At 55.2% G+C, this 14304-nt stretch carries 13 protein-coding genes and 1 other RNA gene; 9 read left to right on the top strand and 5 right to left on the bottom strand.

Annotated elements, in window-relative coordinates; all coding sequences use genetic code 11:
* Positions 1 to 3: 3 nt before the first annotated feature.
* From pspB to ffs, 7 genes are all read left to right on the top strand, one after another.
* Positions 4 to 243 carry an envelope stress response membrane protein PspB gene (gene pspB, locus LZP73_RS01965; RefSeq protein WP_211164268.1) on the top strand — a complete coding sequence of 80 codons (240 nt, stop codon included), beginning with the start codon at positions 4 to 6 and terminating at the stop codon, positions 241 to 243.
* Positions 230 to 625, top strand: coding sequence for an envelope stress response membrane protein PspC (gene pspC / locus LZP73_RS01960; protein ID WP_234232800.1), 396 nt, complete (start codon positions 230 to 232; stop codon positions 623 to 625). Before pspB ends, pspC begins: the two co-directional genes overlap by 14 nt.
* A gap of 54 nt (positions 626 to 679) precedes the next feature.
* Entirely contained in the window at positions 680 to 2116 is a 1437-nt protein-coding gene (locus LZP73_RS01955) for a YcjX family protein (protein WP_234232799.1), read from the top strand.
* A 17-nt stretch (positions 2117 to 2133) separates the two neighbouring features.
* Entirely contained in the window at positions 2134 to 3234 is a 1101-nt protein-coding gene (locus LZP73_RS01950; RefSeq protein WP_234232798.1) for a TIGR01620 family protein, read from the top strand.
* A gap of 107 nt (positions 3235 to 3341) precedes the next feature.
* Positions 3342 to 4526: a methionine gamma-lyase gene (gene megL / locus LZP73_RS01945; RefSeq protein WP_234232797.1), complete on the top strand. Its 1185-nt coding sequence runs from the start codon at positions 3342 to 3344 to the stop codon at positions 4524 to 4526.
* Positions 4527 to 4670: 144 nt separating this feature from the next.
* Positions 4671 to 5030, top strand: a complete 360-nt coding sequence (locus tag LZP73_RS01940) for a ComEA family DNA-binding protein (RefSeq protein WP_234232796.1) — start codon at positions 4671 to 4673, stop codon at positions 5028 to 5030.
* Between the two features lie 210 nt (positions 5031 to 5240).
* An RNA gene (ffs, locus tag LZP73_RS01935) (signal recognition particle sRNA small type) lies at positions 5241 to 5338 on the top strand.
* A 96-nt stretch (positions 5339 to 5434) separates the two neighbouring features.
* On the opposite strand, the gene LZP73_RS01930 is transcribed toward ffs, so the two are convergent.
* From LZP73_RS01930 to dinG, 5 genes are all read right to left on the bottom strand, one after another.
* Complete coding sequence (locus LZP73_RS01930; protein WP_234232795.1) at positions 5435 to 5695, bottom strand: late competence development ComFB family protein; 261 nt, start codon at positions 5693 to 5695, stop codon at positions 5435 to 5437.
* Positions 5696 to 6017: 322 nt separating this feature from the next.
* Complete coding sequence (locus tag LZP73_RS01925; protein WP_234232794.1) at positions 6018 to 6707, bottom strand: DUF2057 domain-containing protein; 690 nt, start codon at positions 6705 to 6707, stop codon at positions 6018 to 6020.
* Positions 6708 to 6716: 9 nt separating this feature from the next.
* A complete protein-coding gene (locus LZP73_RS01920; RefSeq protein ID WP_234232793.1) occupies positions 6717 to 7379 on the bottom strand; it encodes a primosomal replication protein in 663 nt (220 codons plus the stop codon).
* Positions 7376 to 8149: a sulfite exporter TauE/SafE family protein gene (locus LZP73_RS01915; RefSeq protein WP_234232792.1), complete on the bottom strand. Its 774-nt coding sequence runs from the start codon at positions 8147 to 8149 to the stop codon at positions 7376 to 7378. Before LZP73_RS01915 ends, LZP73_RS01920 begins: the two co-directional genes overlap by 4 nt.
* Positions 8150 to 8157: 8 nt before the next feature.
* Complete coding sequence (gene dinG / locus LZP73_RS01910) at positions 8158 to 10230, bottom strand: ATP-dependent DNA helicase DinG (protein ID WP_234232791.1); 2073 nt, start codon at positions 10228 to 10230, stop codon at positions 8158 to 8160.
* Between the two features lie 102 nt (positions 10231 to 10332).
* On the opposite strand from dinG, the gene LZP73_RS01905 reads away from it, so the two are divergent.
* Together LZP73_RS01905 and LZP73_RS01900 are read left to right on the top strand one after the other, a co-directional pair.
* On the top strand, positions 10333 to 12753 hold the full coding sequence (locus LZP73_RS01905) for a DNA polymerase II (RefSeq protein ID WP_234232790.1): 2421 nt from the start codon (positions 10333 to 10335) through the stop codon (positions 12751 to 12753).
* Positions 12754 to 12965: 212 nt separating this feature from the next.
* Positions 12966 to 14168, top strand: coding sequence for a porin (locus tag LZP73_RS01900; RefSeq protein ID WP_234232789.1), 1203 nt, complete (start codon positions 12966 to 12968; stop codon positions 14166 to 14168).
* Positions 14169 to 14304 lie beyond the last annotated feature (136 nt).

Below are 14304 nucleotides of genomic sequence, written 5' to 3'. Positions count from 1 at the left end.
GTTATGGATATGGACATATTGATGGCCCCAATTATTATCTTCATGGTAGTGGTGGCCCCCATATGGTTAGTGCTTCATTATCGCAGCAAGCGACAAGTGAGCCAGGGACTCACTGAGGAAGAGTTTGCCATGCTCAATGGTTTGATTGCCAAGGCCGAGAAAATGAGCCAGCGCATAGAAACATTGGAAGCGATTCTGGACACGGATTCTCCCGAATGGAGGAGTAAACATGAGCGAGCGTAATGGACGCACCTTATACCGTAACCCCCGTTCAGGGAAGATTGCCGGGGTGTGTGCCGGGATAGCCGAGTTCTTCAACATAGAGACCTGGCTGGTGAGAGTGGTGGCTATCTCCATCTTTCTGCTCGGCGGCACAGGGATAGTCCTGATCCTCTATGTCGCCCTGTGGATGATTTTGGACGTCGCCCCTGTCGCTCCCCATGACAAAGACAGCTACAGGGAAATAGAGCTGAAGAAGAAAGTCTGGCAGGCGGGGGAGCCGGCAAAACAAGCACTGAGTGATGTCAATCGCCAGTTTTGCGACTTGGAAGTCAGGTTGCAGCAGCTGGAAAAGTATGTCACCTCGGATCATTTCGACCTCAAGCGGCAAATTAACAGTCTTTAATTCTTCCAATGGGCGGCCTTCCGCCCTTGTTGGCTTTTTGCGGCAAGGAGTTTCATGGGCATCATCGCACGATCTTTGCATAAGGTGAGTCAAAAGGGTCAGGCACTGCTGCATCGCAGCGCCGACAGGCAGCTGAGGCTGGCCGTGACCGGCCTCGCAGGTGCAGGAAAGACGGCCTTCATCACGGGCCTGGTCAATCAGCTGCTCGAGGCCAAGGGCTCGGGTGGCAAGCACAATGGCCTCCCCCTATGGCAAGTCAGCAGTCAGGAAAGGTTGATTGGGGTCAAGCGCTGCATGCAGCCGGATCTCGGCATCGCCAGTTTCGACTATCAAGGCGCCATGGCCGAGCTGACAAGCTCCCCTGGCCACTGGCCGGCATCGACTCAAAACATCACAGAATTGCGGCTGGCGATCAAGTATCGGCCGCAGCGGGGACTGTTGGCCAAACTGGCCGACACTGCGACCCTCTATCTGGACATCATAGACTACCCAGGGGAGTGGCTGCTCGACTTGCCCATGTTGCGTCAGGACTTCAGCCACTGGTGCCGGGCACAATATGCCAGAAAGGCCAGCTTGAGCCGCTCGCCGCACTTTGCCGCCTTCGAGCAGGCGCTCGGCGCATTGCAACTGGACGCCGTCGCCGACGAGCAGGAGCTGCGGCGGATAGCCGCCTTATACCAAAATTTGCTCAAGGATTTGGTCGAAGTGCAGGGCTATTATCAGGCCCAGCCCGGGCGCATGTTACTGCCCGGCGAGTTTGCCGATACGCCGCTGCTGACCTTTTTCCCCCTGTTGACCGATGATGAGGCCAGATTTTCGGCGCTCGAGCTCAGTGGCAAAGACAGTGCCTATCGGGTGTTGAAGCGGCGCTACCATGAATATGTCGCTAAGGTGGTGCAGCCTTTCTATCGCGATCATTTTGCCGGTTTCGATCGCCAGTTGGTGTTGGTCGACTGCTTCAGTGCCCTCAACCATGGCAGGGCCCAGTTCGAGGATATGGGGGCGGCGCTCAACGCCATAATGGAGAGCTTTCAGTTCGGCAAATCCGGGCTGCTGCGCCGCCTGTTTGCCCCCAGAATAGATAAACTCCTGTTTGCCGCCAGCAAGGTCGACCATGTCACCCGGGATCAACAGGGACACGTGTTGTCGCTGCTCAGCGATATGCTCAGGCAGAGCCAGCATTTTGCCGGTTTCGAGGGCTGTGAAGTCGAGACCATGGCGATAAGTGCGATCAAGGCGACCCGCCATGGCATGGTGAACACGGATGAAGGCAGCATAGAAGTGGTCCAGGGGACCGGCCTGGATGGCCAGCCGCTGGTAATCTACCCTGGGGAAGTGCCAACACGCCTACCGGGCAAGGACTTCTGGCAACGGCAGGGATTTCAGTTTGTCGAGTTTGCCCCGCCGCCCGCCGCTCATCACTCCGCCGGGTTCGAGCACATACGCCTGGATCATTTGCTGCAGTTTCTACTGGCAGATAAGCTGAATTGATGGAAGATAAGATCTGTATGTCCGAACTCTCTGGCGAACACAACAAGATTGACTTGAAGCCCCAACGCCGCTTCGATGCCCGGCAGCAGGACGCCGCGGCGCAAGCCGGCCTCAAGGAGGCGCAGCAATTGGATCCCGCTGCCGAGCTGCTCGAGCTCGAACTGGCGCAGCATGAACAGGAATATGACGCCAAGGCCATGATGCCGGGGACGGGTAGCGGCTTTTCCCGGCTGGCACGTTTGTCCCTTGCGGCCATCCTGGTGCTGCTGGTCACTCAAACCCTGCTCGCCCTGCATGACGCCTGGCTCGACAGTCCCTGGTTGTTTGGCCTCTATGCCGGGGTGCTTGCCATCACCACAAGTTGGGCCGCCGCCGGGGTAGTGAGTGAGTGGCGCAAACTCAAACGCCTGAAACGGGTCGCGGATAGCCAGGCGAGCGGCCGCAGGTTGCAACAGAGCATGCAGATGGGGGAGGCCGAAGGCTTTATCGCGCCGCTGCTGAGCCAGTATCCACCCAGCCCAGGGCAGGAGAAGTTCAAGGCGGCATTGAGCGAAGAGCATAACGATGCCGAGTGCTTGCAGCTGTTCGATACCTTGGTCCTCTCCGAACGGGACAGGCTCGCCAAGAAAATTGTGCGCCGTTACGCCGCCCAGTCGGCGCTCTTGTTGGCGGCCAGTCCGCTGGCATTGCTGGATATGGCGATCATTCTCTGGCGCAATCAGAGCATGATACGTGATGTCGCCCGTTGCTACGGCATAGAGCTGGGTTATTGGAGCCGGATAAAACTCATCCGCAGCATAGTGATCAACATACTCTATGCCGGCACCAGTGAGCTGGTGACAGATCTCGGCACCCAGCTGTTGTCGGTGGAAATGACCGGCAAGCTGTCGGCCCGTTTGGCTCAGGGATTGGGCGGCGGCATATTGACCGCACGTTTGGGCTATCAGGCGATGGCCCTATGCCGGCCACTGGATTTCGGCGCCGACAACAAGCCGAAACTCACCAAGATCCACCGGGAGCTGTTAGCCGAGTTGACCTCCTTCTCCGGCCAGGTATTGAGCAAGGCGGCGAAGGGGAAATCCGAGCTTCGTAACAAAGATTTTACATCAACAGATTAGTTATTTGCGCCCTGAGTCTTGGCTGACGCCTAACTCCCTGTATGTTAATTCCTGGCATCACAAACACACCAACCTTCAATAAAATGCGTGGTGCAGGGGAGAAGTAAATGCAAGATCAAGAGCTATGGAAAAGCGCGACCCAAGTCATACATGCAGGACACCAGACCGAGGCTTTCGGCGCCCTGGTAACGCCCTTATATCAGAGTGCGACCTTCGTCTTCGATAATGCCGCCCAGGGTGGAGCGAGATTTGCCGGCGACGAAGCCGGCTATATCTATACCCGTTTGGGAAACCCGACGACGGCAGAGCTGGAGCGCAAGATGGCGGTGCTCGAAGGCGCCGAGGCCGCTGCCGCCACAGGATCTGGCATGGGGGCCGTCTCAGCAGCCTTACTGGCCAATCTGGAACAGGGCGATCATCTGTTGGCCTCCAAAACCGTCTATGGTTGCACCTATGCGCTGATGACGAGTCAATTTGTCCGTTTCGGCATAGAGGTGACCCTGGTCGACTTCAGCGATGAACAGGCGATACGTGCGGCCATCAGACCCAACACTAAGGTGCTCTTCTGTGAGACGCCGGTGAACCCGCACCTGCAGGTGTTCGATCTGCGCATGATGGCAGCCATAGCCAAAGAGCATGGGCTGGTGAGCATAGTAGACAACACCTTTATGACGCCGCTGCTGCAAAAACCCTTGGCCATGGGCATAGACATGGTGGTGCACAGTGCCACTAAGTACCTCAATGGTCATGGTGATGTGATCGCCGGCATAGTCTGTGGCACCAAGGCCATGTTGGACAAGGTCAAGTTCGAGATCCTCAAGGACATAGGCGCTGTGATGTCGCCCCATGATGCCTGGCTCATATTGAGGGGGCTGAAGACCCTGGATGTCAGGTTGCAGCGTCACTGTGATAACGCCGAGCGTTTAGCGACGTTTCTCGAGGGGCATGCCAGAGTCGCCCGTGTCTATTATCCGGGACTGGCATCCCATCCGGGACATGACTTCATCGGCACTCAGATGAAGCGTGCCGGTGGTGTGATCGCCTTCGAGTTGGATGCCAGCTTCGATGCCTCCATCGCCTTCGTCGACAGCTTGCAGTTGTTTACCATAGCCGTGAGCCTGGGGGATGCCGAGTCTTTGATCCAGCATCCGGCATCCATGACACATTCACCCTATACCCCAGAGGCACGCATCGAAGGCGGGATCAGTGACAGCCTGCTGCGGATCTCGGTCGGGCTGGAAGATGTGGACGACTTGATTGCCGACTTGCGTCAGGCGCTGGACGCCATCTAGGGAGCACCTAAGCTGTGCACAGGCTGCTCTTTTGGCCTGTGCTGCTCGGGAGGCGTTTGGCAATCTGTTGAGGCTGAACTACCTTTGATCTATGGCCAAGGAAATGGACTAAGGCCAATTTAATGAATCTAAGGAGAGTACAAGATGACATCCTATCTATTGCCCGGCTTAATCGCCGCGGCCCTGTTGGCTCTGCCGGTGGCAGCCGCCGACAAGCCGAGTCAAGCCGGCGCTCAACCCCAGGCTAAAGCACAGACGGAAACCAAGCTCAAAAACCAGGCTAAACCGCAGCCCGAGGCCATGGCGCATAGCGCCAAGGTGAATATCAATACCGCATCGGTCGACGAGCTGCAGGGCCTTAAAGGCATTGGCGAAGTCAAGGCCAAGGCGATCATCGCTTACCGTGAGAAGCATGGGAATTTCAAATCGGCACAGGAATTGGCGAATGTCTCAGGGATAGGTGCGAAACTCATAGAACAGAACATGGGCATGATACTCTTCTAGCAGCCTATGTCTGTGAGCATTCGTGGGCATAGGGGCTGGTCCCCCGCCCGAGCCAAGAAAAAGCCTGCAGCCGCAGGCTTTTGTATATAGATTGTCCAGTCAGTGATGTCCAGGCCCTATCTTGGGCATTAGCCCTTGATCCATTTCAGGCCTTGGGGGATAATCCACGCCGTCCTATGATATAGTCATATATAGGAAGTTATGGTGACCCTAGGGTCCCCCCGCAATGATAACTTGTGAACTCGGCCAGGCCCGGAAGGGAGCAACCGCAGCAAGCGACTCGTGTGCCGGGGTGTTGGCTCTAGGGGAACCTCCAATCTCAGCTCTTCGCGCTATTTCTTCTCTTTGGCTATTTCTTTCGTGCTGTGAGCCGGACGTTTTTACTCGTTAATATCCTTTTAGAATTAAGTGCTTGGATTGGTCCTTAAGAACTGGTGGGATTTTTCCAGCGCCGTCTGAATATGTTGGCGCATCTCATCCAGCTCGCCCTCTTCTTCGAAGAAGTAAGTATCGACCAAGTGTCTGATATACCTGACCGGCAGCTGATTCAGTGTCAGGCAGCAAAGATCGGCCAGATAGGCTTGGGGTAATTCATCCAGCAGTCCCTCATCAGACAGCATTTCCATCAGCAGCACTTCATAGTAATTGCGTATTTCCAGTTGCATAGCCAGCTCTCCATTTGCCCTTTAGTGTTCATTGCCCGCTTCGAATGCCCCAGGCCCCTTCACTATAGACTAGGGTCTTGAATCTTAGCCACAATTTCTGCAGTCACTGTAACTGTCACAGTCTCTAGCTATAGTCGCCTGTACTCATCTCCAGTCATAGACGGTTAACCGTATCGGGGCCGTCTTGTGCTCGACGATAATCTGGGGCTGGTGCTGGTGCTAACGAGCGGAGGAGGGGCGTTGGGACGGCAAGAGGTGGGTGGTTAGGGGTTGACCACACCCTCGGCGGCTGCCGAGGGTGTGGTCGAGTCGGGAGTTAGCCTCAGAGTTGCTGTATCGCCCAACCCATGAACTCTTTGCGAGTCTTTTCGTCGGCCTGTAACCACCAGTATTGCAGCATCTGTTGTGGCTGGTTAGCAGCCTCTGCTGCCTGGGGCGCATTTTGTTGGGCCATCGCCGCGGCGGCATGGGTTTGGCTCACAGGGGCATTTAACACCGGCTTATGTTGGCTCTGGGCTGCATCTGTCGCGGCGGCGGCAGCGGCTTCTATGTCTTGCACTTTGTTGCCACTGAAGAGTCTGGAAACAAAAGATTCCTCTTCTATGTCCGTCAGTGTGATCCGGTAATCTACCTTGCCCTTATCGCCGCGACTGATGAGGACTTTGGGGGCCTTGGCGAAGGCTTTGGGGCGCTTGATGACATCGCCGCCGGCCGGTTTGAGCCGATACTCTTGCTCGGCCTCGACCGTCAGGGTCAGGATGAAAGGCGCAGATTTGACGAAGCTTTGGCTGTCGCTGAATTCATCTTCAATCATGTCGCTGTAACGTATGGCTATCTTATGCACGCCCTGGCTCAGGGATAAATCCGATTTATGGTTGAACAGACTCGATTCTACCTTTTGACCATCGAGCGCCAGAAATTCGAATGCCATGGGGATGTTGAGATTAGCGGCAAATACAGACGAGGATCCAAGTAGCGCCAGCAGGGCGCCGATTGGCATGAATGATTTCATTGTGACTCCTTAACGATTGTTCCTTTGATGCGGACGCTCAAAGGTCTGAATACGATCTTCGATATAGCTGATAGCCTGTCGGCATTTACCTAGACGACGATGCATTAAAAGGATGTCATTTTGCAACTTGATTTTGTCAACACTATGACAGTTTTCAATATTTGCCTCCAATAACTCGATTTTTTGCGCGATTTTCTTTTCCCAATTCAGATGCTTATTCAGTTCTTCATAGAGCTGATGGCTATTTTGCATCACATTATTGGCAATCCAGCCAAAACCGCTGTCGGCGTGGGCGCTTTGTTGGCGTTTGGCGAAGCGGGCCCTGTTGCTGGCCTTATGTTGCTCGGCCGCCTTGAGATTGATGCCTGTGGTGAGCATGGCCCGTTTTACCGCGGTAAATCTGTCTTGGATGCGTTCGCAGCTGAGTTCCACCACATGGGGGGCCAGCCTGAGTTTGAGCTGTTTTTCCAGTTGGGCGATACTCTTGGCCAGCTGCTCGACGCAGGGTGCCAGTTGGGCCCCATGCTGGATGAAGAGTGCCTGGTTAAACCTTTCGGTATCCTGCATGATTTTGCGTTGTGCCGCCGGCAGCCGGCTGTCGTGTTGCAGTACTTCCTGCTCCAGGGCTTTCAGCTGTCGCTTGAGCATCTCGAGCAATTGCGTCGTATTCAAAACCAGGCACTCCAGATTAACTTGGCCGTGATCAGTATGACCATAAGCATGAACAGCGGCCGGATGAAAGGCAAACCGAATTTGATGGCCGTGTGGGCGCCTATGAAAGATCCTAACATCATGCAGAGCCCAAGCCAGAGGCCGATATGCAGCTGCACTTGCCCCAGGAGGCCGAAGATGATCAGCGCGCTCAGGTTGCTGGTGAAGGTCATGGCGCGGGCCAAGCCGCAGCTATGCAGCAGGGGCAGCCTATACAAACGGGCGGAGGAGACAGTCCAGAATGCCCCTATGCCTGGGCCGGCGAAGCCATCGTAGCCGCCCAAAGCCAGGCCCTGCAGCCATTGAGTCGGTTTAGCCCCGGGTTTGCTTGGCGCCAGGCTCTGGGCATTGCCCATGGCGGCGGGGTTGAGCAAGGTATAGAGGGCGATGGCTATGATGAGCAGCGGCAGGAGTTTTTCCAGCCACAGATTGTCGATCAGATACACCAGGCCGCTGCCGGCCACGGCGCCGATGAAGGTGGCGATGAAGGCGTGATACCAGAAGGCTGGGGTAAACAGCCGCTGGCGGTAATAGGTGAAGGCGGCCATGGAGGAGCCGAAACAGGCCGCCAACTTATTGGTGCCGAGCGCCAGATGGGGGGGCAGCCCCAAGGTCAAGAGCGCCGGAATGGATAACAAGCCACCGCCACCTACGACTGCGTCGATAAATCCCGCTATGAGGCCCAACCCGGCCAATAAGGCCCAATCGCCGGGCGTGAGTAATAGCTCCAAGGCGTTTCCTATTCAATTACCCGTCGAAAGGGCGGCAATGCATCGAGCAAGGATTTGCCGTAGCGTTTGGAGACCAGGCGCCGGTCCAGTATGGTAACCCGGCCATAGTCCTGTTCCTTACGTAATAATCTACCACAACTCTGTATCAGCTTGCGCGAGGCATCGGGAATGGTCAATTGCAGGAAGGGATTACCGCCCTTTACCTTGATGTATTCGGCATGGGCCTGCTCGACCGGCGAGGTGGGCACGGCAAAGGGCAACTTGGTGACGATCAGGTTGGTCAAATAATCGCCTGGCAAGTCCAGACCTTCGGAGAAGCTGCCGGTACCGAAGATGATACTGGGCTCACCCTTGTCGCAGCGGGCCTTATGGGTCTCGAGCAACTGCTGCCGCGGGGCATTGCCCTGTATCAGCAACTCCGTGGTTATCTTGCCATCGAGCAAGTCGACGACCTTCTCCATTTGCCAATAGGAAGCGAACAGCACCAGGGTCGCCATCTCGCCGTCGACCAGCGTTAAAATTTGTTCGGCAAGCTCCGGGGTATAGGCGTCTTCCGTCGGCTCGGTGCGCATCCTGGGCAGATAGAGGGTGGCATTATTCTCGTAATCGAATGGCGACTGCAGCGCCAGATAGCGGCTGCCATCCTTGACCGACAGTCCCACCTGGTGGGTGAAATGATCGAAACTGTTCAGCGCCCTCAGGGTGGCGCTGCATAACACCACGCCGGCGGCCTTCTGCCACAGCATGGACTCGAGCATGAAGCCGACTTCGATGGGCGAGGCGCTGAACAGGTAATCTATCTGCTTACCGCTGAGCAACTCTACCCAGCGCGCCATGGGGGCGCCTTTATGCTTGTCTTCCTTGGCCATCATCTTCCACAGCTTATGCAGATTTTCCAGCCGTTGCAGCATGAAGCCGGTTTCCGATAGCAGGGCTTCGGCCTGATGTTTGGGGATCTCGCCGTCCTTGATGGCTTCGCTCAGCAGGGTCGACATCTTGTTGAATTGTTTCAGCGCCGAGCCCGAGGCGGTGGCCAGGTTCTCGGCTTGGATCAACAGGGCAGGTGGCAGCTTGCCATGCTCGAAGCGCAAGCGATTTTCCGGATTGTCGAACAACTTGGTCTGGGTATCGCAATAGTGCGCCACTTGGTTGAGCAGGCCGATGAGATCCTGCAAGTGATCCTGCATCGCCTGTGCCGGCGCTATTATGTTATTGCTCTTGATTTGATTCTGTAATTTAGTCGTTAGCTTAGCGATTTTTTCCAGCCAGTCGCAGGCGCCCCTGAGTGTCGCCTGTGCGCTGGAGAAGTCGCGGGCGACTATGGGAAGGTGGTGCGCTTCGTCTATGACGTAGAACATCTCCTCGGGATCCGGCAGTATCACGCCGCCACCCAGCTCAAGATCGGCAAACAGCAGGCTGTGGTTGGCGATCAACACATCCCAGGTATCCACGTCCTCACGGGCCTTATGAAAAGGGCAATTTCTGTGACTGGCAACCTGGCGATGACAGCTGTGCTTGTCGCAGGCGATCTGCTGCCATAAATGGTCCGGAAGCGGTGTTGTCAGGGTGTCGAGCTCGCCGTTCCACCGGCCTTCATGGTAGTCCTTATGCAAGCTGTGCAACATGGCAACCTGGCTCTGATCCGGTTTGGTCTGCCACATGGCCATCTGGGTGCCGTTGTCCGCCCCTATCAGCAGTTCCAGCTTGGCGAGGCAGACATACCGCTGGCGGCCCTTGACCAGACCGAAACGAAAATTCAGCCCAGATTGCTGCAGGAAGAAGGGTAGGTCCTTATGCAACAACTGCTCCTGCAGTGCGACCGTCGCTGTGGCGATACAGACCTTCTTCTTGCTCGTCAGGGCGAGCGGGATACTGCCAAGAATGTAGGACAAGGACTTGCCTATGCCTGTGCCTGCCTCGACGACGATAATGCGTCTATGCTTGTCATATTCACCGGCAAGTGTCTTAGATATTTCAGCCACCATATAGTTTTGCTCGCGCCTGGAGCGAAAATTAGGCAGGGCTGCGGCTATGTCTTTATAGATGCCGCGGATCTGAGTTTTTACTTTGTCCGGTAACATGGGTCGGCCAGTGAATAATTAATGCTGTACATAATAACAGTGTTCTCTTAGCCTAAGAACCTTTTCCGGCCTAGATTTGCATTTTTATTGGAACCCGTCGCCATGAGTACAGCCACAAGCGCACCAACCCGCCTGAAGGGGCGGGTGCTGACGCGCCATGCCATTCATCGCCATGGCGCGCTGGTGTTGCAATATTTCCTCGCAACCGAGTCCGGCCCCGTGCTGGTGGAAGTGGAGCGGGTCGAGCACCTGAGCTTCTGTCACCAGACGGACGCCGCCAGGCTGCTGGCCGGGATTGGACGCTCGGACGTCAGGAGCCAACCTCTGGCCCTGAAGAGCTTCGCACACCAGAGCGTCAGCGGGTTATACGCCAGGACAGCCCAGGCACACAGGCAAGTCATCAGGGTTGCCAAGGACGCGGATGTGCCCCTGTTCGAGGCAGATATCAAGGCCGAGAACCGCTTCCTCATAGAGCGCTTCATCGCCCTGGACGCCGAATTTCAGGGGGTGATGGCGCCCGCTCAAACGGCGCAGCAGCACGAGGCCGAGTCTTCAGCCGGGCTGCGCGCCTGTCTTGGGGCCGAAATACCCCTGTTCAAGGCACAAAGAGCCAGGCGCACCGAGCTGAGCCAAGGGCTCAAGCTTATCTCACTGGATTTTGAATGCAGTGCCGAGGGCGAACTCTATTCGGTCGGCCTCTATGGCAAGGACTATCAGAAAGTCATCATGGTCGGCGCCGAGCAGGCGCATAGCGCAGCTTATCTCGAATGGGTGGCCGATGAAGCGGCCTTGATCCTGCGCCTCATTCACTGGTTTGCCGACTATGATCCCGATGTGATCATCGGCTGGGCCGTGGTGACTTTCGACTTGGCATTGTTATCGCGCCGCGCCGGTTTGCATGGCATTGAGCTGACGCTCGGCAGAGCCGCTACGCCACTCGGCTGGAAGGTCGAGGGCAAGTATCGCCCCGAAACCCTGTCTCTGCCCGGGCGTGTGGTGCTCGATGGCATAGATTGGCTCAAGGCCGCCTTCTACCGTTTCGACAGCTTCTCCCTGGAAAACGTCGCCCAGGCATTGCTGGGGGAGGGGAAGGCCATTCACGATGTCGATAATAGGCTGGAGGAAATAGCGCTGCTTTTTCGCCAGGATAAACCTGCGCTGGCGCACTATAACCTGAACGACAGCCGCCTGGTGTGGGAGATATTCGCCAAGACCCAGCTGCTGGACTTCGCCATTGAGAGGGCCAGGCTCACAGGGCTGGAGTTTGGCCGGGTCGGTGCCTCTGTGGCCGCCTTCAACAACTTGTACCTGCCGTACCTGCACCGTGCCGGCTTTGTGGCGCCGGCGCTGGCGGCCAGTGACGGCCTGGAAAGCCCCGGCGGTTATGTGATGGACTCCATTCCCGGCCTCTACCGGCACATCTTGGTGCTGGATTTCAAGAGCCTGTATCCATCCATCATCCGAACCTTCCTCATAGATCCTAAGGGATTGATCGAAGGGGAGGCCTTGGCCGATGAGCTGTGTGTTGCCGGCTTTCTCGGCGCCCGCTTCAGTCGCAACGCCCCCATATTGCCTAAGTTGATCGGCACCCTGGCGGCGCAGCGGGAAAAGGCCAAGGCAGACAAGAATGCGCCGCTGTCACAGGCGATAAAAATCATCATGAATTCCCTCTACGGTGTGCTTGGGTCCAGGGGATGCGTGTTCCATGATGCCCGCTTGGCCAGCTCCATTACCCTCAGGGGCCATGAAATCATGAAACAAACCCGGGCCTGGATCGAAGCCATGGGTTACAGAGTCATCTACGGGGACACAGATTCCACCTTCGTCTGGTTGGGAGAAGCGCCCCAGGTGACTGATATAGATGCCTTGGGGCGGGAGTTGGCAGATAAGATCACTCAGCTTTGGCAGCAACGTCTCAAGGAAACATTTGCCCTTGAGAGCTTTCTGGAACTCGAGTTCGAATGTCATTACGAGCAATTCTTCATGCCGACCCTAAGGGGCTCGGACGAAGGCAGCAAGAAGCGTTATGTGGGTGCCAGCAGAAATGCTGCCGGTGAATTGGTGTTGGTCTTCAAGGGCATGGAGCAGGTTCGTAGCGATTGGAGTCCGTTGGCGCGACGGGTACAGTTCGATCTCTATCAGCGCATGTTCAATCGTCTCGACATAGTCGATTACCTGAAATCCGTGATTGAGGAATTGCACCAGGGGAAGTTGGATGCAGAGCTGGTATTCAGCAAGCGCCTGCGCCGTAACATCGAAGACTATACCGCCAAGTCATCACCTCACGTCAAGGCGGCGCAGTTGTTATGCACCCATACCCAAGATCCGGGGTTTGGCCGCCGAGGCGCTCAGATTGATTATCTGATCACCCTCAACGGGCCCGAGCCGAGCCGTTTCAGGCAATCTCAAATTGATTATCAATACTATCTGGATAAGCAGATCAAGCCGATAGCTGAACCTGTATTTACCATAATGAAGGAAAATTACAGTTCGCTGGCATCCAATCAGCTCATGTTAATTTAGTGTTCATCCTGTATCCAGCTGAGGGTGTGGTGTTGCAATAAGGTTTTCATGCCTTGTTGCATAAGTTATTTTGGTGTTTTTAAATGAAAAAGTCCTGCCTTTTGCCCCTTCCTGCTTCACTTCTCCATAGCGCCTTGTGTTAATCTTCGCAATAACTCAATAGAAATAAAGCAACGAAATGTTGTAAACAAAAATGTAAGGTCAAACCTAAAATGAACAAGACTCTAGTGGCAGCCGCATTGACAACTGTATTAATGGTCCCGTCGGTATCGGCAATCGAAATTTACAAGGATGACAAGCACGCCGTGTCAATCGGTGGCTTCATCGACGCCAGGGTGATCGCGACCCAAGGCAAGACGGAAGTGGTCAACGGCGCATCCCGGATAAACTTCGGCTTCGATCGTAAGTTGAGTGATGGCTGGAGTGCCTTCGCTAAGCTGGAATGGGGCGTCAACCCTGTCGGCAGCAGCGATATTGTCTACAGCAATCGCTTCGAGTCGGTACAAGATGAATTCTTTTACAACCGCTTGGGTTACGCCGGCCTTTCCCACGACAAGTACGGCAGCATCAGCATAGGCAAGCAATGGGGCGCCTGGTATGACGTGGTTTATGGTACCAACTATAGCTTCGTATGGGATGGCAATACTGCCGGTGTTTATACCTATAACAAAGACGATGGTGCGGTAAACGGCGTCGGTCGTGGTGACAAGCTGGTTCAATATCGCAATGCCTTCGGTGACCTTAGCTTTACCCTGCAGGCGCAACTCAAAAACAATGCCTTCTACACTTGTGATACCGAAGTCAACCAAGACAGATGTCAAGCCCAGTGGGAAGGCGGGGCGGCAGATGCGCAACAAGTCGAATTCAACCAGACCTATGGTGGTTCTGTGACCTATAAGGCCACTGACATGCTGACGCTGACCGCGGGTGTCAACCGTGGCGAGTTCGATGTGAGTTACGGTACAGGGGCCCAGATCACCGCAGTCGATCTCATCTATGGCGCAGGCGTTACCTGGGGCGGGTTCGATAACGATGGACTCTATTTTTCCGCCAACTTCAACAAGAATGAAAACCACGACACGGATAACATAGGCCGCCTGATCAGGGACGCCTATGGCATAGAGTCTCTGGTTTCATATAAATTTGAAAATGGTTTCCGCCCATTCGTCGCTTATAACATCCTGGATGCCGGCAAGGATTACGTTATTCAGCCTAACAATACAGACAAGAATGACGTCTTTAAGCGTCAATTCCTGGTAGTAGGTCTTCACTATGTTTGGGATCTGGACACCGTCTTATATGTCGAAGCGCGAAGAGACCTGAGTGATTTCACCAGTGCCGATAAAGAACAGGAAGCCAGAATGTCTCTCTCCGAAGATGACGGCATAGCGATAGGGATCCGTTACAGCTTATAATGTCCATCTTATTTTTACCGTACAAAGCACTCATAAGAGTGCTTTGTTTTTCTAGTCTCTAAATAGTTCCCCTGACATCTCATCGTTAGCATCCATTTACAGCCAACAACATCTGTAAATAGCCGAGTTATTGAAG

The sequence above is a fragment of the Shewanella sp. AS16 genome, from assembly GCF_021412365.1.
GTDB lineage: Bacteria > Pseudomonadota > Gammaproteobacteria > Enterobacterales > Shewanellaceae > Shewanella > Shewanella salipaludis.
Note: the sequence above shows the minus strand (reverse complement) of the source record. Positions and strands in the feature narration are given on the sequence as shown.